Origin of the sequence: Roseobacter sinensis, from assembly GCF_025755255.1 — a bacterium.
Taxonomy (GTDB): Bacteria; Pseudomonadota; Alphaproteobacteria; order Rhodobacterales; family Rhodobacteraceae; genus Roseobacter; species Roseobacter sinensis.
The window spans coordinates 79,164-101,902 of the sequence record NZ_JALIEB010000008.1; the positions used below are offsets into that span (position 1 = coordinate 79,164).

20 protein-coding genes are annotated in these 22,739 nt (G+C 65.1%); 12 read left to right on the top strand and 8 right to left on the bottom strand.

The window, feature by feature from the left end:
- The first annotated feature begins 2 nt into the window (after nucleotides 1-2).
- From trpE to MUB52_RS13240, 3 genes are all read left to right on the top strand, one after another.
- Complete coding sequence (gene trpE / locus MUB52_RS13230) at nucleotides 3-1,514, top strand: anthranilate synthase component I (RefSeq protein WP_263844701.1); 1,512 nt, start codon at nucleotides 3-5, stop codon at nucleotides 1,512-1,514.
- A gap of 3 nt (nucleotides 1,515-1,517) precedes the next feature.
- Nucleotides 1,518-2,555 carry a succinylglutamate desuccinylase/aspartoacylase family protein gene (locus MUB52_RS13235; protein WP_263844702.1) on the top strand — a complete coding sequence of 346 codons (1,038 nt, stop codon included), beginning with the start codon at nucleotides 1,518-1,520 and terminating at the stop codon, nucleotides 2,553-2,555.
- 331 nt (nucleotides 2,556-2,886) lie between these two features.
- On the top strand, nucleotides 2,887-4,917 hold the full coding sequence (locus tag MUB52_RS13240) for a putative bifunctional diguanylate cyclase/phosphodiesterase (protein WP_263844703.1): 2,031 nt from the start codon (nucleotides 2,887-2,889) through the stop codon (nucleotides 4,915-4,917).
- On the opposite strand, the gene MUB52_RS13245 is transcribed toward MUB52_RS13240, so the two are convergent.
- The gene (locus MUB52_RS13245) at nucleotides 4,914-6,650 is read right to left on the bottom strand and encodes a divergent polysaccharide deacetylase family protein (RefSeq protein WP_263844704.1); all 1,737 of its coding nucleotides are present in this window, start codon (nucleotides 6,648-6,650) and stop codon (nucleotides 4,914-4,916) included. The genes MUB52_RS13240 and MUB52_RS13245 overlap by 4 nt on opposite strands.
- Before the next feature lie 185 nt (nucleotides 6,651-6,835).
- Here MUB52_RS13245 and MUB52_RS13250 point away from each other — a divergent pair, with 185 nt between their 5' ends.
- The 7 genes from MUB52_RS13250 to lexA all read left to right on the top strand — a co-directional run bounded on the left by MUB52_RS13250 (nucleotide 6,836) and on the right by lexA (nucleotide 12,327).
- The gene (locus MUB52_RS13250; protein ID WP_263844705.1) at nucleotides 6,836-7,417 is read left to right on the top strand and encodes an anthranilate synthase component II; all 582 of its coding nucleotides are present in this window, start codon (nucleotides 6,836-6,838) and stop codon (nucleotides 7,415-7,417) included.
- Nucleotides 7,414-8,433, top strand: coding sequence for an anthranilate phosphoribosyltransferase (trpD, locus tag MUB52_RS13255; protein WP_263844706.1), 1,020 nt, complete (start codon nucleotides 7,414-7,416; stop codon nucleotides 8,431-8,433). The genes MUB52_RS13250 and trpD overlap by 4 nt, the downstream gene beginning before the upstream one ends.
- Nucleotides 8,430-9,101, top strand: a complete 672-nt coding sequence (locus tag MUB52_RS13260; protein ID WP_263844707.1) for a uracil-DNA glycosylase — start codon at nucleotides 8,430-8,432, stop codon at nucleotides 9,099-9,101. Before trpD ends, MUB52_RS13260 begins: the two co-directional genes overlap by 4 nt.
- Nucleotides 9,098-9,910 carry an indole-3-glycerol phosphate synthase TrpC gene (trpC, locus tag MUB52_RS13265; RefSeq protein ID WP_263844708.1) on the top strand — a complete coding sequence of 271 codons (813 nt, stop codon included), beginning with the start codon at nucleotides 9,098-9,100 and terminating at the stop codon, nucleotides 9,908-9,910. Before MUB52_RS13260 ends, trpC begins: the two co-directional genes overlap by 4 nt.
- A 1-nt stretch (nucleotide 9,911) precedes the next feature.
- Entirely contained in the window at nucleotides 9,912-10,391 is a 480-nt protein-coding gene (moaC, locus tag MUB52_RS13270) for a cyclic pyranopterin monophosphate synthase MoaC (protein ID WP_263844709.1), read from the top strand.
- Nucleotides 10,388-11,560 (top strand): molybdopterin molybdotransferase MoeA, encoded by a 1,173-nt coding sequence (locus MUB52_RS13275; RefSeq protein WP_263844710.1) that lies wholly within the window; start codon nucleotides 10,388-10,390, stop codon nucleotides 11,558-11,560. Before moaC ends, MUB52_RS13275 begins: the two co-directional genes overlap by 4 nt.
- A 65-nt stretch (nucleotides 11,561-11,625) precedes the next feature.
- Nucleotides 11,626-12,327 (top strand): transcriptional repressor LexA, encoded by a 702-nt coding sequence (gene lexA / locus MUB52_RS13280; protein ID WP_263844711.1) that lies wholly within the window; start codon nucleotides 11,626-11,628, stop codon nucleotides 12,325-12,327.
- Here lexA and MUB52_RS13285 read toward each other — a convergent pair.
- Nucleotides 12,321-14,366 carry a ComEC/Rec2 family competence protein gene (locus tag MUB52_RS13285; protein WP_263844712.1) on the bottom strand — a complete coding sequence of 682 codons (2,046 nt, stop codon included), beginning with the start codon at nucleotides 14,364-14,366 and terminating at the stop codon, nucleotides 12,321-12,323. The genes lexA and MUB52_RS13285 overlap by 7 nt on opposite strands.
- An 89-nt stretch (nucleotides 14,367-14,455) precedes the next feature.
- Between MUB52_RS13285 and gltX the strand changes: the two genes are divergently transcribed.
- Nucleotides 14,456-15,865 carry a glutamate--tRNA ligase gene (gene gltX / locus MUB52_RS13290; RefSeq protein ID WP_263844713.1) on the top strand — a complete coding sequence of 470 codons (1,410 nt, stop codon included), beginning with the start codon at nucleotides 14,456-14,458 and terminating at the stop codon, nucleotides 15,863-15,865.
- A gap of 87 nt (nucleotides 15,866-15,952) precedes the next feature.
- Nucleotides 15,953-17,248: a citrate synthase gene (gltA, locus tag MUB52_RS13295; protein WP_263844714.1), complete on the top strand. Its 1,296-nt coding sequence runs from the start codon at nucleotides 15,953-15,955 to the stop codon at nucleotides 17,246-17,248.
- 448 nt (nucleotides 17,249-17,696) lie between these two features.
- Here the strand turns inward: gltA and MUB52_RS13300 are convergent, their stop codons facing one another.
- The 6 genes from MUB52_RS13300 to ccmE all read right to left on the bottom strand — a co-directional run bounded on the left by MUB52_RS13300 (nucleotide 17,697) and on the right by ccmE (nucleotide 22,733).
- A complete protein-coding gene (locus MUB52_RS13300; protein WP_263844715.1) occupies nucleotides 17,697-18,473 on the bottom strand; it encodes an enoyl-CoA hydratase-related protein in 777 nt (258 codons plus the stop codon).
- Between the two features lie 69 nt (nucleotides 18,474-18,542).
- Complete coding sequence (locus tag MUB52_RS13305) at nucleotides 18,543-18,995, bottom strand: cytochrome c-type biogenesis protein (RefSeq protein ID WP_263844716.1); 453 nt, start codon at nucleotides 18,993-18,995, stop codon at nucleotides 18,543-18,545.
- The gene (locus tag MUB52_RS13310) at nucleotides 18,992-20,959 is read right to left on the bottom strand and encodes a heme lyase CcmF/NrfE family subunit (protein WP_263844828.1); all 1,968 of its coding nucleotides are present in this window, start codon (nucleotides 20,957-20,959) and stop codon (nucleotides 18,992-18,994) included. The genes MUB52_RS13305 and MUB52_RS13310 overlap by 4 nt, the downstream gene beginning before the upstream one ends.
- A gap of 59 nt (nucleotides 20,960-21,018) precedes the next feature.
- Nucleotides 21,019-21,609, bottom strand: coding sequence for a holin family protein (locus MUB52_RS13315; protein ID WP_263844717.1), 591 nt, complete (start codon nucleotides 21,607-21,609; stop codon nucleotides 21,019-21,021).
- Nucleotides 21,600-22,211 (bottom strand): holin-associated N-acetylmuramidase, encoded by a 612-nt coding sequence (locus MUB52_RS13320; RefSeq protein WP_263844718.1) that lies wholly within the window; start codon nucleotides 22,209-22,211, stop codon nucleotides 21,600-21,602. Before MUB52_RS13320 ends, MUB52_RS13315 begins: the two co-directional genes overlap by 10 nt.
- 78 nt (nucleotides 22,212-22,289) lie before the next feature.
- Nucleotides 22,290-22,733, bottom strand: a complete 444-nt coding sequence (gene ccmE, locus MUB52_RS13325) for a cytochrome c maturation protein CcmE (protein ID WP_263844719.1) — start codon at nucleotides 22,731-22,733, stop codon at nucleotides 22,290-22,292.
- Between the last annotated feature and the right edge of the window lie 6 nt (nucleotides 22,734-22,739).

The following is a 22,739-nucleotide window of genomic DNA, read 5'->3' on the forward strand; positions in this document are numbered from 1 at the left end:
CAATGGCTCTGACCCCCGAGTTCGACAGGTTCGAGGCGGCCTATGCGGAGGGCCGCAACCAGATCGTCTACACGCGGCTGGCCGCGGATCTCGACACGCCGGTGTCATTGATGCTGAAGCTCACCGGCGCCCAGAAAGACGCGTTTGTGCTGGAATCGGTGACGGGTGGCGAGGTGCGCGGGCGCTACTCGATCATCGGGATGAAGCCTGACCTGATCTGGCGCTGCCATGGCGATCAGAGCGAGATCAACCGTGCCGCGCGCTATGACGCAGAGGCCTTCGCGCCGCAAGACGGCAATCCGCTCGACACGCTGCGCGCGTTGCTTGAAGAAAGCCGGATCGAGCTGCCAGATGACCTGCCGCAGGCCGCAGCTGGTCTCTTCGGCTATCTCGGCTACGACATGGTGCGGCTGGTCGAGCATCTGCCCGACATCAACCCCGACCCGCTGGGCCTGCCCGATGCGGTGATGCTGCGCCCCTCGGTTGTGGCGGTGCTGGATGGTGTGAAGGGCGAGGTCACCGTGGTCTCGCCTGCCTGGGTCAGCGACGGGCAATCTGCGCGTGCGGCCTACGCTCAGGCGGCCGAACGGGTGATGGACGCGGTGCGCGATCTGGAGCGCGCGATGCCCATGGCCACACGCGATCTCGGCGATGCGGAACCCCCCGGCGACCCGGTGAGCAACTTCACCCACGAGGGCTACAAGCAAGCGGTGAAGACCGCGAAGGACTACATCCGCAAGGGCGACATTTTCCAGGTGGTGCCCGCCCAACGCTGGAGGCAGGAGTTCCGGCAGGATCCCTTCGCGCTCTACCGCTCGCTGCGGCGCACGAACCCCTCGCCTTTCATGTTCTATTTCAACTTCGGCGGCTTTCAGGTCATCGGCGCAAGCCCCGAGATCCTCGTGCGGGTTTTCGGTAATGAGGTCACCATCCGCCCCATCGCCGGCACACGCCCGCGTGGTGCGACGCCCGAGGAGGACCGGGCATTGGAAGCGGACCTCTTGGCTGACCAGAAAGAACTGGCCGAGCATCTGATGCTGCTCGATCTGGGCCGCAATGATGTGGGCCGCGTTGCCAGGATCGGCACCGTGCGCCCGACCGAAGAGTTCATCGTCGAGCGCTACAGCCATGTGATGCACATCGTCTCCAACGTCGTGGGCGAGCTCGATGCGGGCAAGGACGCGCTTGATGCCTTCTTCGCGGGCATGCCCGCGGGCACCGTCTCGGGCGCGCCCAAGGTCCGCGCCATGGAGATCATCGACGAGTTGGAGCCTGAGAAACGCGGCATCTACGGCGGCGGCGTGGGGTATTTCAGCGCGGGCGGCGACATGGATATGTGCATCGCTCTGCGCACCGCCGTTGTACAGGACCAGACGCTCTATATCCAGGCGGGTGGCGGCGTGGTCTACGACAGCGACCCCGAGCTGGAGTATCAGGAAACGGTGCATAAATCGAACGCGATCCGACGCGCAGCCGCGGATGCAGCGCGGTTCTCCGGCCAGGGCAACGCCTGAGCCATGCCGCGCCAGCCCTTTGAAATCGCCGGGCAAACCATCCGGCCGGGCAGTATCGAGACAGTGCACCTGCCCGTCTCCAGCCTGCCCGACCACACACCGGTGAGCCTCTCTGTGCAGGTCCATCACGGCCGCCGCGAGGGTCCGGTGATGTTCGTCTCGGCCGCCGTGCATGGCGACGAGGTGATCGGTGTGGAGATCGTGCGGCGGCTGTTGCGCGCGCCGCAACTCAAGAGCTTGCGCGGAACGCTGCTGGTCGTGCCCGTGGTCAACAGTTTCGGCTTTCTCAACCGTTCGCGCTACCTGCCCGACCGGCGCGACCTCAACCGCTGCTTTCCGGGGCATCGTTCGGGCTCGCTCGGTGCACGGCTGGCGCATATCTTCCTCAACGAGGTGGTGCAGCGGTGCGAAGTGGGGATCGACTTGCATTCGGCGGCCATCCACCGCACGAACCTGCCGCAAATCCGGATCTCGCCCGGCGACCGTCCTACCCGCGAGATGGCGATGACCTTCGGCGCGCCCGTGGTGCTGAGCTCGCCTTTGCGCGATGGATCGCTGCGGGCCGAAGCGGCGCAGCACGGGACCTCCGTCCTGCTCTATGAGGCGGGCGAAGGCCTGCGCTTTGACGAAATGGCAGTGCGGGCCGGCGTCGCAGGCATCCTGCGGGTGATGCGCGGTCTCGCGATGCTTCCTGCCAGAAGCGTTGCGCCGGCAAAGGCGCGTCCGTATCTCTGCGAAAGCTCCACCTGGCTCCGCGCGCCGGTCGGTGGCCTGCTGCGCACCTTCCGGGCGGAAGGCGAACTGGTGCAGCCCGGTGATCTTCTGGCGACGATCTCGGACCCGTTCGGCGGGGCCGAGACCGACCTGCAGGCGCCGTCACCCGGCATTCTGATCGGCCGGGCGATCCTGCCCGTGGTCAACGAGGGCGACGCGATCTTTCACCTCGCCGCGCTCAACCCGCGTGCGGCGGACGACACGGTTGAGGACCTCGCAGCGCAGCTGGAGCGCGACCCGCTCTTTGATGAAGACGAGATTATCTGAGTTCTACCCCCCGAATGGACGCGAATTATTGCGTTTCGATTTTAATTTGAGACATCAAACATCACACATCGCGTTCGACCGTTTGGGAGAGGCAGCGAATTGTGATTCAAGCATAAATCGAAATGCTTTAGCTGAAAATTCTTGGTAAAAACCCGGTCTACACAGCGCGCATCCACCCGGCTCTTGACGGTATTGAAACCTGCCTCTGGGAGACTTTGTCCGGGAGCAGGGTACGCAGCGCCATCTTTGGGTTGTGTCCGCCAGCCCTGCAAGGGAGACAGTCGCGGGGACCCTTTTGTTCGGGATCGTCAAGCATTTCAGGCGTCGCGCGATGCGCCTCGTCTGCATTACACGGCCACAATCGCTTTGGCGGCGCTATGTGCTCGGCCTTGCGATCGTGTGTCTGACGATTTCGGCTGCGCATTACTTCTCGATCGGTGCAATCAGCGGCGCTGATGCCGATGCCGATGCCAGCCACATCAGCACGCGTCAGGTGATGCTGAGCCAGCGCATCCTGTTTCTCATGCGGGAAAGCGAACGCCGCGGATCGCCCGAGATCGACGCCCGGCTCGCATCCGCCATTCAGCTCTTCGAGACGTCGCACGACTGGCTGACCAACCGGGCCAACCTCTCGCCAGAGCTGCGCGCGCTCTATTTCGAGGATGAGGCGTTCCCGCTCGATTACTTCTCGCGCCGCTTCGTCGAGACCGCGCGCTACTCGCTTCAAGCCAGCGGACAGGTCAAGACGAACATGCAGAACCAGCTGGTCTCGCTTGGGCAGCAGGACCTTCTGGTGGCCCTCAGCACGGCGGCACGGCTGCACCAGACCCGCGCCGATGCCCAGAACCGATGGTTGCACAGCTTGGAAACCATTGCCCTCGCTGGTGCCGTGATCGTGCTCCTGCTGGAGGCGCTGTTCATTTTCCTGCCAGCGCAGGTGTCCGTCAACCGCACGATCAAGCGGCTCGAACGGCGCGGTCGGCAGCTGACCTCGTCCTTCAACGCCCTGCGGCAGCGCAACGCCGAACTCTTGGCCGCCCGCAACAACCTCGCGCATGCAGCCAATCACGATGCGCTGACCGGCCTGCTCAACCGCCGCGCGCTTTACGACTATCTTTCACGCCTTGAGGACGGCTCGGGCGGCGAAGTCACGGTTGGGGTCATGAAGCTCGATCTAGATCGGTTCAAGGCGATCAACGACAGCCTCGGACACAAGGCTGGCGACGACGTGCTGATCAAAGTGGCCCGGCTGCTGCTGGACCAGGCGCGCGCGGACGATCTGGTGGCGCGGATCGGCGGGGACGAGTTCGTCATCGTGATGAAAGCCCCGAAGTCGGTGGAGGCTCTCGAGCAACTCGGCCATCGCCTTGTGACCGCGATCAGCCAACCGATAATGATCGAGGATGCAGCCTGCGAAATCGGCGCCAGCATAGGGTTTACAATTGCCACCTCGGCGGAAGCGACGCCCGATCAGTTGCTGATCGAGGCGGATCTCGCGCTCTACGAGGCGAAACGCAGCGGGCGCGGACAGGTTTTTGCCCACTCCTGCGATCTGCGCGAAGAGTTCGAGCGGCGGCGCATCCTTTTCGCGCAGATCGACGCGGCGTTGGCGGCCGATCAGTTCGAGCCGCATTTCCAGCCCCAGCTCTGCACCCGCACCGGAAAGCTCTCCGGCTGCGAGGTGCTCGCACGCTGGCGCCACCCCGAGCGTGGCATCGTGCCGCCCGCGACGTTCATTGCCGCTGCCGAAGAGGCCGGGCTGATCCGGCAGATTGACCTGATCATGGTGGAAAAGGGGCTCGACCTGCTCGAATCTCTGCGGGATCGCGGCTATGTGATCCCGTCGATCTCGGTGAACGTCTCCCCTGCGACCCTCCGCGACCCGAACCTGTCGGACCGACTCTTGCAGGAGGTCTTGGCCCGCGGGATGACACCGCATGACCTGACGGTGGAGATCCTGGAGACGACGCTGATCCGCAGTGAGGACGACCATGCCATTCTCAGTGTCGAGCAGCTCAAGAAAGCCGGTTTTTCCGTGGTGTTGGACGATTTCGGCACCGGATATGCCTCCATGTCGACGCTGTCGCGCCTGCTGTTCGACGGCATCAAGCTCGACCGCTCTCTCATTGCACCGATCCCGAACGACCGCGCCGAGAGCATTGTCGCTGCGCTGACCACGCTGTCGCGCAGTCTTGACATGAGGATCGTCGCGGAAGGCGTTGAAACCGAAGAGCAATTCTCTCGCGTGAAAGCGCATGGCTGCGATGTCGTCCAGGGCTTCCTGGTCGGCCATCCCATGGATGCGGAGGCGTTTGCGCTCTGGTATGACGGTTTCGCGGCGGCCGAGGAGCGCCGCGCCTAAGGCTCTGTGGTCAACGCGGCCGAAATCGGGACCAGCGCAACCTGTGCTGCCCGATCTTGCAGTCCCCAGATGAGCAGCGCCGAAATCGTATCCTCACGCAAACGGCCCAGCATCACCACCGTCCCAACCCGTCCGGCGCGGAACGCGGCCTGATCCAGGAACCGCCGGATCACAGTCGGCGACTGATCCGCATCGTCGAAATCGCGGAACACCACCGCCGAGGGTACGCCGGAGCGCGCCGCGAGTTTCTGCACCGTGTTGAGCCCGTTGTTCTGGGTGACGAACCCATGCCCGGTTTGGGCGAGGATCTCAGCAACCTGCATGGCCGCCTCTCGCGAGCCTTGCAGCCCCTCGCCCACGCCCTCCAGCACTCCGACCGCTTCGGGCACCGCATCGAGCGCCACCGACAGCGAGGTTTCGGCATCCTGCGCCTGCGCGCCCTGGGGCAGATCCACGATCGCCAGGACTTCGAAGCCTTCGGCGCGATAGGCCGCCATGCGCTCGGCCGCGTCCGGCAGGCTGCTGTCCACGGCAAAGCTGATCGGATAGGGGAAGCTGCGCAAGGCTGGCAGCCCGATGGTGCCGGCGCTCAGATCCACCCCACCATCCATCAGCACGATCGCCATCATCGGCTTGCCCTCGGGGTTCTCCACCGGAACGGCGAAACGTTCGATGGGGCGAGCCAAGACCGGAGGAGCGGTCTCAGCCTCCTCCGGATCGGGTGCCGTTTGCGGCCCCAGCGCGGCGGGTGTTTCATCGCGCAGGTTGGGCAGGCGGTTGATCTGAACGTCGGGCGCCAGATTGCCCACCCTGCCAACCGGCGCCCCAACGCCTGCAAGGACGTCTTCGGACGCAAGCTCCGGTACCGCGGTGGTTTCCTCGGGCAGCGTCTGGGCCGGTGGCTGCGCGCTCCCGCGCTCTTGCGCACGCGGCGTGGACGGCGATGTCGCGGTGCCGGGACCACCGGCGGCGATCTGTGGGGTCACCGCATCCTCCGCGGGCGCCGGTGTATCGGCAGCCGCCGGCGTATCGGGCGCGGGCTGCGGGTCAGGCTCGACCGCGGGCTCGGGCGCGAAGGCCTGTGTCTCGGCGGGCACATCCGGCAGCGGCGGCTGTTCGGGGTCCTGCGAAATCGAGCCATCCGGCGCCTCTACCGCCGCAGCCGGAGGCGCGGGTTCGGCCAGCCCGATGCTTTCCGCATCCGGCAGGGGTGCGGTGGGCTGTTGCGGATCCTCCGTCAGGGCGAGTTGCTCGCCGTCGGGCGCGGGCTGGGGCGGTTGCCCTGGCGGTGTCGCCGGTTCGGTCGAGACTGCCACGCCGGGCTCGACCTTGGGCGCCGTCAGGCCAAGCGCCTGCGGGCGGGGCGTTTCCCGGGTCTCGGTCTCACCACGGGTCACGCCGCTGGTATCGGCCGCCGGTCCGGGATCGGTGAGCCCCGGTGCCTCGCCGGTCTGCGGTTGCGCGGCCGGGCGCAGGGTCTCGTCGCCGACGGCGGCCAGCGTATCGGGCTGGGGCGCCGGAGCTTTCGGCCCTTCCTGACCCGTCACCGGGACACGGTCTTCCCGCGGCTGGGCCGCATCGGTCACCGCGGGCTCGGGTGCCGTTTCGGTCACGGGCGCGGCGGCTTCGACATCCGGCGGGCGCGGCGGCTCGGTCACGGCAGAGAGCACCGCGACGGCGCCCAGGCCGACGGCGCTGCCCCAGAGTGCTCCTCTCAGAAATCCTCGTGCCACGCTCTGCTCACCTCTTGTCGTCACGTGCCGCACTCCGCTGCTGCGTCGGAGGCGCGGCCCTTGCACCTTGTCCGGGCACACCCGAGCTTGCGCCCCTTGACGCACGCCCGCAAGCCTGAACATGTAGCCCCACGTATACCGCGCTCGGGGCCTCGGTCTCCAGCCCTGAATTCAAAGTTTTGGACATGCTGCTTCTCATCGACAACTACGACAGTTTTACCTACAACCTGCTGCACTACGTCGGCAGCCTCGGTATGGATGTGGTTGTGCACCGTAACGATGCGCTGAACGTGCAGGAAGCGATGGCGTTGAAGCCTGCGGGCATCCTGCTTTCGCCGGGGCCCAGCACGCCCGATCAGGCGGGAATTTGCCTCAGCCTGACCCATGCAGCGGCGGAAACCGGCACACCGCTGCTGGGCGTCTGCCTCGGACATCAGACCATCGGTCAGGTCTTCGGCGGCAAGGTGGTGCAGGCCAAGGACATCGTGCACGGCAAGCTGGGCCGGATCGCGCATCGGCAACGGGGCGTGTTCGCGGGCCTGCCGACGCCCTTCGCCGCGACACGGTATCACTCGCTGGTCGTTGACCGCGACAGCCTGCCTGACGATCTGGAGATCACCGCAGAGCTCGATGATGGCACGATCATGGGCGTGCAGCATCGGACCTTGCCGATCCACGGGGTGCAGTTTCATCCCGAATCCATCCGCTCGGAACATGGGCACGCGCTTTTGCAGAACTTCATCGACGAGATGAAGGTGCCCGCATGAGCGAGGCGCTCAAGCCGCTCATCGGCGCTGCCGCCGAGGGGCCGCTGACCAAGGACCAGGCCGAGCAGGCGTTCTCGATCCTCTTTGAGGGCGAAGCCACGCCCAGCCAGATCGGCGGCCTCCTGATGGCCCTGCGCACCCGCGGCGAGACGGTCGACGAATACGCTGCAGCGGCCGCCGTGATGCGGGCCAAGTGCAATGCCGTGCAAGCGCCGGAGGGCGCGATGGACATCGTCGGCACCGGCGGCGACGGCAAGGGCACGCTCAACATTTCCACCGCCACCGCCTTCGTGGTGGCAGGCGCGGGCGTGGTCGTGGCGAAGCACGGCAACCGCAACCTCAGCTCGAAGTCCGGCGCGGCGGATGCGCTGACGCAGATGGGTCTCAATGTGATGGTGGGGCCCAAGGTGGTCGAACGGGCGCTCTCCGAGGCGGGCATCGGCTTCATGATGGCGCCGATGCACCACCCGGCGATTGCCCATGTGATGCCCACGCGGGCCGAGCTGGGAACACGCACCATCTTCAACATCCTCGGTCCGATGACCAATCCCGCAGGCGTCAAACGGCAATTGACGGGCGCGTTTTCGCGCGATCTCATCCGCCCGATGGCGGAAACGCTGGGCGCACTGGGGTCCGAGAAAGCCTGGCTCGTGCATGGCTCCGACGGCACCGATGAGCTGACGATCACCGGCCTGTCCTGGGTCAGCGCGCTGGCGCCCGACGGCAGCGTGACGGAGATCGAGGTGCACCCCGAGGACGCGGGCCTGCCGCTCCATCCTTTCGAGGCGATCGTGGGCGGCACGCCAGAGGAGAATGCGCTCGATTTCAATGCCTTGCTGGATGGCCGCGCGTCAGCCTATCGCGACGCGGTGCTGCTGAACGCCGCCGCGGCCCTGCTTGTGGCCGATGCGGTGGCCGATCTGAAAGAGGGCGTCGAACAGGCTGCAGCTGCCATCGACAGCGGGGCGGCGCGCGCCAAGATCGAAGCGGTCGCGAAGATTACGCAGGCGGCGTGACCGAGGCCGGGCTGCACGCCCTGGGGGCCTGGGCGCACCTGCCGTTCTTCCAGACCGCCTGGCCCGCCCTCGCAGCCAAGCTGGCGGAAGACCCTCGAGTGGTCCTGCCGCCCGCGCCGCAGATGTTCCGCGCGCTGGAGCGGGTGCAGCCCGACGAAGCGCGTGTGGTGATCCTCGGACAGGACCCCTACCCGACACCCGGCCATGCGCATGGTCTGGCCTTCTCGGCCGCGGCTGGCGTACGGCCCCTGCCCCGGTCGCTGGGCAATATATTCAAGGAAATGCAGGCAGATATCGGCGCGCATCCACGGTCCGCGGACCTCGGATTCTGGGCCGATCAGGGCGTGCTTTTGCTGAACACGGTGCTGACGGTTCCTGCGGGCGAAGCCAAGGGCCACGATGGCCTGGGTTGGCAGGCGCTCACCCAGCAGGTGCTGGATCGGCTCGCCGATGGGCCTCGCGCCTATCTGCTCTGGGGCGCCAATGCACAGAAGGCCGCCGCGGGCATCGATCCTGCGGTCAACCTCAAGATCGAGACGGCCCACCCCTCGCCGCTCTCCGCCCGGCGCGGCTTTTTCGGCTCGCGCCCGTTCAGCCGCACCAATGCGTGGTTGCAGGCCCGCGGCCAGCGCGCCATAAATTGGGCCAACCCGCCGGAGACCCCATGACCGACACAATTCTCGACAAGATCAAGACTTACAAGCTGGAAGAGATTGCCGCGGACAAGGCCGCCAAGCCGCTTGCCGAGGTCGAAGCCGAGGCGCGCGAAGCGCCGCCCGTGCGGCCCTTTGCCGATGCGCTGCATCAGGCGACGATCCAGGGGTATGGTCTGATCGCGGAAATCAAGAAGGCGAGCCCGTCCAAAGGGCTGATCCGCGCCGATTTCGAGCCTGCGGCACTCGCCGAAGCCTATGCCGAGGGCGGCGCCACCTGCCTGTCGGTCCTGACCGACACGCCAAGCTTTCAGGGTGACAAATCCTACTTGCAGCAGGCCCGCGCTGCCTGCGACTTGCCGGTTCTGCGGAAGGATTTCATGTATGACCCCTACCAGGTGGCCGAAGCCCGCGCACTGGGGGCCGACTGCATCCTGATCATCATGGCCTCGGTCAGCGACGAGCAGGCGCAGGATCTCGAAGAGGCCGCGATGGAGTGGGGCATGGATGCGCTGCTCGAAGTCCATGACGCGGAAGAGCTTGCGCGCGCGAGCCAGCTCAAGAGCCGCCTTGTGGGCATCAACAACCGCGATCTCAAGACCTTCGAGACCACGCTCGAAACGACACGAGAGCTGTCGCGCGAGGTGCCTGAAGACCGGCTGATCGTGGCGGAATCCGGTCTCAGGACGCCCGAGGATCTGGCTGATCTCGCGCGCTATGGTGCGCGGATCTTTCTGATCGGCGAGAGCCTCATGCGCGAGGACGATGTCGAGGCAGCGACCCGCAAGCTGCTGGCCAATCCCGTGACCTCCGGGGGCATGTGAGGTGGCGGGCAAGCTGTCGCATTTCGATGCCAAGGGTGATGCGCATATGGTCGATGTGGGGGCCAAACCGGTCACTGACCGGATCGCCGTGGCGCGCTGCCACATCGCGATGCAGCCCGAGACTTTCGAGATCATTGCGCAAGGGCATGCCAAGAAGGGTGACGTGCTGGGGGCCGCCCGGCTCGCCGGCATCATGGCCGCGAAACGCACCTCGGATCTGATCCCGCTTTGCCATCCGCTGCCGATCACCAAGGTTTCCGTCGACTTCGAGGCGGATCCCGATCTGCCCGGCTACCGGATCGAAGCGACTGTCAAGACGACCGGGCAAACTGGCGTGGAGATGGAGGCGCTCACGGCCGCCTCCGTCACAGCGCTGACCGTCTACGACATGACGAAGGCTGTCGATAAATCCATGCAGATCAGAGATTTGCGCGTTGTTCTTAAAGACGGAGGCAAGTCCGGCCGGTTCGAGGCGCCATGATCTCGGTCGCCGAGGCGCTGGAGCATCTCTTTGCGCTGGTCCGCCCGCTTGAGACCGAGACAGTGCCGCTGCGCGAAGCTGCGGGCCGCGTCCTGGCGCGGGATGTGGCCGCGACCCGGACCCAGCCGCCGTTCGACGCCTCCTCCATGGACGGCTATGCCCTGCGCAGCGCCGAGGTCGAGCCCGATGCGATGTTCAAACTCGTGGGTGAAGCCGCAGCGGGGCACGCCTTCCACGGCACCGTCGGCCCTGGCCAATGTGTGCGCATCTTTACCGGTGCGCCCGTCCCGGCGGGGCTGGATCATGTGGTGATCCAGGAGGACGTGACCCGCCGTGGCGATCTGATCACGCTGAACGGCGACATGGACGGGAAGGACAATATTCGTCCGGCCGGGGGGGACTTCAGCGCTGGCGATGTGATGGACGCGCCGCGACGGCTGAGCCCCACCGACATCGCGCTGCTGGCCGCCATGAACGTGCCCGAGGTGCCGGTGACCCGCCGCCCGGTGGTGGCCGTGATGGCAACGGGCGATGAGCTTGTCATGCCGGGCGAGACGCCTGGTCCCGACCAGATCATCGCCTCCAACAGCTTCGGTCTGGCCGCCATGCTGGAGGCGGAGGGTGCCGAGGCGCGGATGATCCCCATCGCGCGGGACACGACCGCATCGCTGACGACCGCCTTCGGGCTCGCAGCCGGCGCGGACCTGATCGTCACCATCGGGGGCGCCTCTGTGGGCGATCACGATCTGGTCGCCCCGGTGGCGGACACGCTGGGAATGCAACAGTCGTTCTACAAGGTCGCGATGCGGCCCGGCAAACCGCTGATGGCCGGGCGGTTGCGCGACGCGGCGATGATCGGGCTGCCCGGCAACCCGGTCTCGGCCATGGTCTGTGGCAAGATCTTCGTCACCCCCGTCGTGCGCGCGCTGCTGGGCCTGCGGGCCGAGCCCGCGCGGACCCTGCAGGCGCAGCTCGCGGCACCACTCACCCCCAATGGCCCGCGTGAGCACTACATGCGCGCGGTTCTCGCCGAGGACGGCCTGCGCGCCTTCGACAATCAGGACAGCTCGCTGCTGGGTATTCTGTCGCGTGCCAATGCGCTGATCGTCCGCCCACCCCACGACGCCGGACGCGAGACAGGCGAGACCGTCTCCTACCTGCCGCTCTGACACCGTTGACACAAAACGGGAACATCTCTAGAACAAAGGTAAATTCAGGCGTCGGAGGACCAAAGATGCTCACCAAGAAGCAGTTGGATTTGCTCGAGTTCATTCACAAGCGCATGCAGCGGGACGGTGTTCCGCCGAGTTTCGATGAAATGAAGGAAGCGCTGGATCTCCGCTCGAAATCGGGCATCCACCGTCTGATCACCGCCTTGGAAGAGCGCGGATTCATTCGCCGGCTGGCCCATCGCGCCCGCGCCATCGAGATCGTGAAGCTGCCCGAAAGCCTCGGCGGCGAACCCACGGGCGGCTTCTCGCCACGGGTGATCGAGGGTGACAAGCCCAATGCGCCGATGCCCGCAAACGCCCAACCTGTCACGACCGCCTTTGCGACCGAGCTGCCCGTGATGGGCCGGATCGCTGCGGGTGTGCCCATCGAGGCGATCAATCAGCGCTCGCACAGCGTCGCCGTGCCCGGGCAGATGCTCTCGGGTTCGGGCGAGCACTACGCGCTGGAAGTGCGCGGGGATTCCATGATCGACGCCGGTATCAATGATGGCGACGTGGTGGTGATCCGCGAAACCAGCGTGGCCGACAACGGCGATATCGTCGTGGCCTTGGTGGAAGATCACGAGGCGACGCTGAAGCGCTTTATCCGCAAGGGCAGCACCATCGCCTTGGAAGCGGCCAACCCGGCCTATGAGACGCGGATTTTCACCGAAGATCAGGTGAAGGTGCAGGGCAAGCTGGTGGGTCTGATCCGCACCTACTGAAGCTGCGCGCGCTGGTACCAGGGCGTCCACAGCCGGTCGCCCGTGCGGTCGCGGGTCGAGACCAGATGCACCCCGTCGCGCCGGGCGAGAATGGCGACTGCGCCCATGTCCCGCAGCCGATCCGGATCAAGCAGCAGGCACTCTGACGGTACCGCTGGCAACGGCTGATTGGCCACGACGATCTGACCCGCGCTGCAGCCCTCAAACGCGGCGACTGCCGCCTTCCCCGCAAGATGCGTCAACGCGACACCGCCCGGCAGCGGTGCCGCGCGCGTCTCGGGCCACCGAGCGGCGGCCGTCGTCTGATCCGTGGCTTCGCCGTCGTTTTCCAGCCAGTTCTGCGCGATGAAACCCGCCCCGCGCGCCTTGCTGAGCGCGCGGCCCTCCGGCGTCATGACACCGACCAGGGTGCCGTTCTCGGCGATCAGGCCCACCGGCCGCTCGGCCAAGGCCCAGAGCCCGAAGGCCGCCACCAGCGGAAGCCCCCCGACCAGCCGTGTCCGCCCCTGCCAGAGACAGAGCCACAGGAATCCAAGCGCGATCATCGGCAACACCGCAAGTCCCGGCCCGTGCACGAAAGAGCGCGCACCGTCGAGGCCCGCAACGAAGCTGCCAACTTCGAGAATCCAGCGCAGGCCCACGCCCATGATCCACAGCCCGATCCAGTCGAGCCCCAGCGGCGCCAGGATCAGAGCGAGCACCGCCGCCGGGATCACCACCGTGCCCATCATCGGCACCGACGTCAGATTGGCGATGAGCCCGTAGTGCGAAATGGCGTTGAAATGCGCCGCCCCGATCGGCGCGGTGGCGAGCCCGGCCACGCCGGACGAGATCAGCACCGCCACCACCGGCTTCGCCCAATTGGGGCCCATGCCGATGCGATGATCGCGCATGTAGCCGAAGACGGCCACAAGTGCGGTGGTGGCCGCAAAGGACATCTGGAAGCCCGGGCCCAGCAGCGCCTCGGGTCTCAGCAGCAGGACGATGACCGCGGCGATGGCGACGGCGCGCAGCGAGATGGCGCGCCGGTTCAGCATCACCGCCGAGAGTGCGACTGCGACCATAATGAAAGCGCGTTCGGTCGCCACGTTGCCCCCCGACAGCGCCAGATAGCCAGCCGCGACGATCAGCGCACCGCCCGCGGCCAGTTTGCGCGCCGGCACCCGCAGGGCCAGCGGTGGGATCAGCGCGATGGTCACCCGAAGAAGCGCAAACACAAAGCCTGTAAGCAGCCCCATGTGCAGGCCCGAAATCGCCAGCAAATGCGCGAGGTTGCTGGCGCGCAGATCGTCGAGCGCCTGCTGGCTGATCGAGGAGCGCGCGCCCGTCGTCACCGCCACCGCAAAGCCGCCCACATCGCCGGGCAGCACCTGCAGCATCCGCGCGCCGATGGCCATACGGATGCGGAAGACCGCAAGCTCCCAGCGATCCTCCTCCGGAGGCGCGATGGCCAGAAGCGGGACACGCGAATAGCCAACACCGCCCAGCTGGCCAAACCAGGCGTGGCGCTGGAAGTCAAAGCCGCCAGGTTCGACCGGGCCGCCGGGCGGCGAGACATGGGCGGTCGTCATCACCCGAAGCCCGGGCGCGGGCAGCACGCTGAGGCTCTGATCGCCATGCAGCGAGATCCGCACCCGCTCGGGCGTGCGGTGCGGCGGCACACGTTCCAGCACCACCTGGTCGAGTGTGATCCGCAAGGCATCCGAACTGCTGCGGTCGAGGTTCACCACCCGGCCCTCGACGGGCCCGTAGTAGCGCCAGCTCATCACCGGGCTCGCCACGTCGTGGGCACGGTGTGCGGCCAGCAGGAAGCCCGAGGCGACGATGACCAGCCCGATGACCAGGGGGCGAAACGCCTCACCAAGCCAGCGCGCGGCCAGAAGCAGGGCCACCGCTCCACCCGCAACCGACCAGAGCTGCGGCATCGTGGGCTCGAACCGCAGCAGAAAGTAAATGCCGATTCCAATCGCCATACAGACGGGCACCCATTCGAAGAGCGACCCGCGCTGCTCCAGCAAAACGGAGCTGATGCGTCTCACCTGACACCTCCTTGCCCCCGTTCCCCGCACTGGATAGACAGGCGATCTAGGTCTAGGCCGTTCTTGGTTACTGAAAGGTAAACGCGCGCATGTCAGCCCCTGTCGTCACCCGGTTTGCCCCCTCGCCCACGGGGTTTCTGCACATCGGAGGCGCGCGCACGGCGCTGTTCAACTGGCTTTACGCGCGCGGCCGTGGTGGCCGATTCCTGTTGCGGATCGAAGACACGGACCGCGCGCGCTCGACGCCCGAAGCGACCGCAGCCATCCTGCAGGGCCTGGCGTGGCTCGGGCTCGACCACGATGGTGAGATCGTGAGCCAGTTCGAAAACGCGCCCCGCCATGCCGCAGTGGCACAAGAGCTGCTGGCGGCGGGCAAAGCCTACAAGTGCTTCGCGACACAGGACGAGATCACCGCCTTCCGCGAAGCGGCGCGCGCAGCGGGGCAAAGCACGCTCTACCGCTCGCCCTGGCGCGATGCGGATCCCGGCACGCACCCCGATGCGCCCTACGTCATCCGCATCAAAGCGCCGCAGACGGGCGAGACGGTGATCCGCGACCGGGTGCAGGGCGATGTCACCATTCGCAACGATCAGCTCGACGACATGGTGCTGTTACGTTCCGATGGCACGCCGGTCTATATGCTGGCGGTTGTTGTCGATGACCACGATATGGGCGTGACCCATGTGATCCGGGGGGATGACCACCTCAACAACGCCGCGCGTCAGATGATGATCTATGAGGCGATGGGCTGGGAGGTGCCGGTCTGGGCGCATATCCCACTGATCCACGGGCCTGATGGCAAGAAGCTCAGCAAGCGCCATGGAGCCCTTGGCGCGCAGGAGTATCAGGTGATGGGCTATCCGGCGGCGGGCATGCGCAACTACCTCGCCAGGCTCGGCTGGAGCCATGGGGACGATGAGTTCTTCACCGACGCCCAAGCGCGGGCGTGGTTCGATCTGGATGGGATCGGCAAGAGCCCCGCGCGGTTCGATCTGAAGAAGCTCGAAAACCTCTCGGGCCAGCACATTGCACTCGCAGATGATGCCGCATTGCAGCGTGAAATCACGGAATATCTGCAGGCAGCGGGTCAAGAGGCCCTGACCGAAGCCCAGGAAAAGATGCTTGCGCGCGCCATGTATTGCGTCAAAGAGCGCGCGAAGACTCTGCCGGAGCTTCTTGATAAGGCTCATTTTTCGCTGACGTCCCGGCCGATAGAACCGGACGAGAAGGCCGCCAGGGCGCTGGACTCGGTATCCCGTGGTATACTGAGAGAATTGACGCCGCAGCTGCAAACTGATAGCTGGAGCAGAGAACATCTGGAGGACCTCCTGAACAACTTCGCGGAAAGCAAAGGAACCAAGTTCGGGAAACTGGCTGGCCCGCTCAGGGCCGCGCTCGCCGGGCGGGCGGTCACACCTTCGGTATTCGACATGATGCTGGTTCTGGGCCAAGATGAGACCCTCGCCCGATTGACAGATGCAAGCAAGGACGCGGGGTGAGCCCACGCGCAAACCATCGGTCTGACGCGCCTTGCGTCAAGCGCCGGACGGCGGGTGCGCCCGCAAGCAAGACAGGAAGGACCTCTGATGGCTGAAAGCACGAAATCCGCAACGCTGAGCATTGACGGGAACGAGTACGAGTTGCCGATCTTCTCCCCCACCGCGGGGCCGGATGTGGTCGATATCCGCAAGCTCTATGGCCAGGCCGGTGTTTTCACCTACGATCCGGGCTTCACCTCCACGGCCAGCTGCGACAGCACCATCACCTTCATTGATGGCGACAAGGGCGAACTGCTGCACCGGGGCTACCCCATCGACCAGCTCGCCAGCATGTCGCATTACCTCGAGGTGTGCTACCTGCTGCTCTATGGCGAGTTGCCCTCCGCCGCGCAGCTTGAGGAATTCGAGCTGAACATCACCCATCACACCATGCTGCATGAGCAGATGGTGAACTTCTTCCGCGGATTCCGCCGTGACGCGCATCCGATGGCGATCATGGTCGGTGTCGTGGGGGCGATGTCGGCCTTCTATCACGACAGCACCGACATCACCGACGAACGCCAGCGTGAAATCGCGAGCCACAGGCTGATTGCGAAAATGCCGACAATTGCGGCCTGGGCCTACAAATACTCCATCGGGCAGCCTTTTGTGTACCCGCGCAACGATCTGGATTACGCGTCGAACTTCCTACGGATGTGTTTCTCGGTTCCGGCGGAGGAGTATGAGGTCAACCCGATCCTCAGCCGCGCGATGGACCGCATCTTTACCCTGCATGCGGATCACGAGCAGAACGCCTCCACCTCGACGGTGCGGCTGGCGTCGTCGTCGGGCGCCAACCCCTTCGCGTGCATCGCCGCCGGCATCGCCTGTCTCTGGGGGCCCGCGCATGGTGGGGCCAACCAGGCCTGTCTGGAGATGCTCAAGGAGATCGGCACGCCCGACCGCATCCCCGAGTTCATCGCGCGGGCCAAGGACAAGAACGACAGCTACCGCCTGATGGGGTTCGGTCACCGGGTCTACAAGAACTTCGACCCCCGCGCGACCGTGATGAAGCAATCAGCCGACGAGGTGCTGGACCTTCTGGGCGTCGAGGACAACCCGCTGCTGCAGGTGGCGATGGAGCTGGAAAAACAGGCGCTCGAAGACCCATATTTCGCCGAAAAGAAGCTGTTCCCGAACGTCGATTTCTACTCGGGCATCATCCTCGAGGCGATGGGGTTCCCGACGTCGATGTTCACGCCGATCTTCGCGCTCAGCCGCACCGTGGGCTGGATCTCGCAATGGAAAGAGATGATCGCCGATCCGCAGAACAAGATCGGCCGCCCGCGCCAGCTCTATCTCGGCGAAACCGCGCGCGACTACATCGACATCGAAAATCGCTGACAGAGGCAGTCGGGTGGTCGAATCGACGACAGTCGGCAGGTCCGACGGTCGCGCTTGCCGACCCCTCGAACGCCAATCACGTCGGAACACATGACATCGATGCGGGAACCTACCCGAATTGCGCCGGACGGCCGACAGAAATCCGTGGCAAAATCACAGGATCGTTTCAAAGCGTAACACAAGATTTTGGAAGCTTGACCGGCCAGCCCCCACACACTGTATAAGAATACTGCCACTTAGTCAGTGGGAAGGTGAGTGCGTTTGGGTGATCTTCGGATCGACCGTGCACAGCAAGGTATTGGAAACAGTGATTCAGGTCTACGAGGGAGCTGTATGGAAAATCCATGCGGCTCCCTATTCGTTTGACTGCCCCTCAGCCGCACGTCCGCCCCCGTGACCAGCAAAATCGCGTGTGGTCCGGTCGCGCCGCCGGATTGCTCATGAGCCCCTAACGCCCCTCGAACTGCGCGGGCCGCTTTTCGGTGAAAGCCAGCACGCCTTCCTTGAAGTCCCGCGACTTGCCGCATTGACCCTGCTGCTTGGCTTCGAGCGTCAGCTGCTCGTCCATGGAGTTGTCCCAGCTGCCGCGGATCACCTTCTTGATCGCCGCATAGGCCGCCGTGGGGCCTTGCGCCAGATGCGCGGCGCGGGCCTGCCAATGGGCCTCGAAACCGGCGTCCGGCACCGCTTCCCAGATCATGCCCCAGTCATCCGCCTGCCGGGCGGTGATCTTGTCGGCGAACAGAGCGGCCCCCATGGCCTTTGCGGTGCCCATGGTGCGCGGCAATACATAGGTGCCACCCGCATCCGGGATGAGACCGATGCGCGCGAAGGCCTGCAGGAAATAGGCGCTCTCTGCCGCGATCACCACATCCGCCGCCAGCGCAAGATTGGCCCCCGCGCCCGCCGCCGGACCGTTGACCGCGGCGATGGTCGGGACCGGGCAGTCGACTATGGCATGCAGCATCGGCTGGTACTCATCCCGCAGCGTCCGTTCCAGATCGAGGTTCGCAGCGCTGACCCGGTCGCCCAGATCCTGCCCCGAACAGAAGGCCTTGCCCGCGCCGGTGATCACCACCACCCGCGCCGTTTTGCCGGCCTCCGAGACCGCATAGGCAATCTCGGCCCGCATCTGGGTGCTGAGCGCGTTCATCTTCTCGGGCCGGTTCAGGGTGATCGTGGCCACACCGTCGTGCAGCGTATAGGTCAGCGTATGGTATTCCATGGGGCGTCCTTTTTGTCAGGCGTGCCCCGTCATATCAAACTGACCGGTTCAGAAAAGAGCAACGAGGCGTCAGTCCTTCAGGATTTCGCGCAACCGGGCCGCTTCGGCCTCCGAGAGCGCGGCCTCCTGCGGGGCAACGGTCCGCGATCGCCCACGCAGATAGGCAAAACCCATCCCCAGCGCGAGGATCAGCATCGCGGGCCCTGCGGCCCAGAGCGCCCAGGTCGAGCCGCTCGCACGCGGCGACATGAGCACGAATTCCCCGTAGCGGGCCACGAAGAAATCCATCACCGCCTCGTCACTTGCGCCCTCGGACACGAGCTCACGCACGGTGCGGCGCGCATCCTCGGCCCAGTTCGCATTGGACCAGGCCACCGATTCGGACTGGCAGACGACGCAGCGCAGTTCGTGATCGAGCGCCCGCGCGCGGGCCTCCAGCTCAGGATCCTCGAGCATCTCGGACGGGTCCAGCGCCCAGAGCGGGCTGGCCAGAAACAGAAAGATCAGCGCCAAACGTTTCATTCGGCCGGCACCGCTTGGCTCGGGGCTTTGCGAGCGCCCGCCGCCACGCGGAAGCGCCGGTCGGACAGGCTGAGGAAACCGCCAAGCGCCATCAGGCCCGAACCGATCCAGATCCAGTTGGTGAAGGGCTTGATGTAGGTGCGCACCGCCCAGCCGCCCGTCTCCTGCCGGTCGCCGATCACCACATAGACGTCACGTGCGAGGTCATAGTCGATGGCCGCTTCCGTCGTGGGCATCTGCGCCACCGGATAAATCCGCTTCTCGGGCCGCAGCTGTGCGATCTCGCGCCCGTCTTTGGCCAGCGTGATGTACCCCATGGTCGAGATAAAATTCGGACCTTCCTTGTTGATGACGTCATCCAGGGTGATCGTGTAGCCGCCGACCTCATAGGGCTCGCCGAATTGCGCCACGCGGATATCCTCCTGCTGCCAGGCCATGAGCCCGCAGACCCCCATCATCGTGACGCCAAGGCCGGTATGGGCAACCATCTTGCCCCAATCGGCCCGCGGCAGGCGCAGCAGGCGGCCCCAGCGCCCGGGTCCGCGGCCCGTCCGCTGCGCAAAATCCACCAGCGTGCCCATGACGACCCAAGCTGCAAGAAACAGGCCAATCGGCCCCAGCAGGCTCCGCCCGGTCTGCATCGCATAAGCCAACCCGCCGATGGCCAGCGCCAGAACGAAGACATAGCGCAGCGGCCGGACGGCACGCATGATCCGCGCGCGTTTCCAGGGCATCGCCGAGCCGATGGGCAGGATCAGCCCCAGCACCAGCATGAAGGGCGAGAACGCCATGTTGAAGAAGGGCGGGCCGACGCTGAGCTTGCGGTCAAAGAACATCTCGGCCACCAGCGGCCACATGGTGCCGACGAAAACCACGAAGCAGGACACCGCAAGCAGCAGGTTGTTCGCCACAAGCGCGCTCTCGCGGCTGACGAGCCCAAACACCCCTTTGGCCTCCATGGCGCTCGCGCGCAGCGCAAAGAGGATAAGCGCGCCGCCCATGAAGAAGCCCATGATCATCAGGATGAACACGCCGCGCTCCGGATCATTGGCGAAGGCATGGACGCTTGTCAGCAGGCCCGAGCGGACGATGAAAGTGCCGATGAGCGAGAAGCCGAAGGCGAGGATCGCGAGCAGGATCGTCCAGCTCTTCAGTGCCTCGCGTTTCTCCACGACGATGGCCGAGTGCAACAGCGCCGCCGCGAGCAACCACGGCATGAAGGAGGCATTTTCTACCGGATCCCAGAACCAGAAGCCGCCCCAGCCGAGTTCATAGTATGCCCACCACGACCCTAGTGCGATGCCGATGGTCAGGAACACCCACGCCGCCAGTGTCCAGGGCCGCACCCAGCGGCCCCAGGCCGCATCGACCCGGCCCTCGATCAGCGCGGCGACCGCGAAACTGAAGGCCATGCTCAGACCCACATATCCGAGGTACAGAAACGGCGGATGAAACGCGAGACCGGGGTCCTGCAGCAGCGGGTTCAGATCCTGGCCGTCGAAGGGTGGCACTGCCAATCTCAAGAACGGGTTGGAAGTGAATAGAATAAAAGCGAAAAACGCCACGCCGATGGCCGCCTGAACGGCCAGGACGCGGGCGCGCAGCGTGGGTGGCAGATTGCCGCCGAACCACGCTGCCATGGCGCCGAAGAGCGTGACAATCAGCACCCAGAGCAGCATCGAGCCTTCATGATTGCCCCAGGTCCCGCTGATCTTGTAGATCATCGGCTTGGCGGAATGGCTGTTCAGGGTGACCAGCCGCAGGCTGAAATCGGAGATGATAAAGGCGTACATCAGCGCTGCGAACGAGAACGCCGTCAGCAGGAATTGCGCCGAGGCGGCGGGCTCGGCCACAGCCATCCAGGCCGGCCAGCGTTTGTGTGCCCCAATCAGCGGCACGATCATCTGAACGATCGCCACCAGAAAGGCGAGGATCAGGGCGAAATGTCCGAACTCTGTGATCATGTGCAGCAGTATAAACTGCCGCACTGGCGCGTCCAATGACAAACGCGCCAGTCAGCGGCTCACTTTGTCGCGGGCGCGCCTTTCTGTGCCCGCCACGCGGCCAGCGCCGAATTCTCATCCGGGGCCACAGAGAGTGTCGCGAGCTGCGCATCATGGCCCGCATCCGCAACGCCGGGCGACGTGGCCTTGAGTGCACCCAGCGCCGAGATGTTGTCGACCACCTTTGGTGCAAAGGACATGGTGCGCGCGATCGACTTCTGGAATTGCTGGCTTTTGATCTGGTGCCGCGCACCGAAGTAGAACGACACGATCACCCCCAGAAGCCACCAGAGCGGCTCCGGAACCAGCGCGATGCCCTGCATGCGTGCGGCAAACCACACCGGGTCGATCATCGCGGCCAGAAAGAGACCCAGCGTCCCCAGCGCCAAGGCAGGGCGCGGCAGCCGATTTACGCCATCCATCATCCGGTCGAACCACCCCTGAGGGGCCACCTCGAACTCCTGCGCGAATTGCGCCATCGCACCAAGGCGCAGCTGCTGCGCACGGGCCGCCCCCTCCTCCGTGTTCTCCCGAAAGACTTCAGCAGTCTGCGCGATCACGTTGCGATCATTGCCAAAGATGATGTTGAGAAGCCCCGATATCAGACCCATGCTGAAACCCTCTGCTGAAACTGCTCTCGTGTGAGATGGTAGCGCGGCGAGATGAACTCCTCGGCGCGTTTGATCCAGCCGCCCTTGCCGCCGGCGCGCGTGCGCGCGTATTTTCGGCTGGCGGCCCGACGATCGGCGATCCGGAAGTAATAGTTGCGGCGTGCAATCCCGTAGGCGTCAGCCAGAAAGTCCGGTGCCTCCAGATAGGCGGCCTGCGCCGCGCCAATGCTCTGTGGCCCCAGAACGCCGTCAACCGCAACCGGATGGCCCATGTCGCGCAGCAACCGCTGCAGGATCTTCACCGCGTTGCTGCCGGCGTTCACATACATGTCGAAGACGGTCGCATGCAGCACCTGCGGAAGAAGCGCGATCAGCGGCTTTTCGAAGTAGTGTTTCTCAAAGATCTCGATGGCATGCGCCTTCGTCAGAGCCCGCACGTCGGCAACGGTCACCGCTCCATCGTGATCGAGGTCGATGCCCAGAGCCCGCATGGTGTGAATCGTAACGCCGTATTTCGTGGCCCCACCGGGGTCGTCCGGGTCGTTCACGAACCCGCCTTCCCGCGCCACGATCTCGGTGGCGATCTCTCTGACCGTCTGCATGCCTGTCCCCTTTTCAGCCGTCGTGGGCGGAAAAATGGACAAGGAATGGTTAATTCAGGCTGATGTGAGCGTACGCTGTCAGCTGTCGGAGGGTTTGTAGACGCCTTGTTCCTTCAGCGCGTCAACCACCTCGGCAGGCATATAGGTTTCATCGTGTTTCGCAAGAATTTCATGAGCTTCGAAGACACCGTTAATGTAGCGTCCAGTGCCGACCATGCCCTGGTTCTCCTCGAAGAGATCCGGCAGAACGCCCGTATAGGTCACCGGCACAACGGCACCGCCATCGGTCACGCTGAAGCGAATGGTCTCTCCCTGTCCGCGCACGATGGAGCCTTCTTCCACCAGCCCGCCGATCCGGAAGACCTCCGTCGGCTCGGGTGGTTCGGCCAGGATCTGACTGGGCGCACGAAAGAAATTGATCCCGTCGCGCATCGCATAGCCAATCAACGCCGTCGACAGAACAAGCGCCACGGCAGCTACGGCGATAACCTGTATCCGGCGCTGTTTCTTGAGCGATTTCATGCGTCC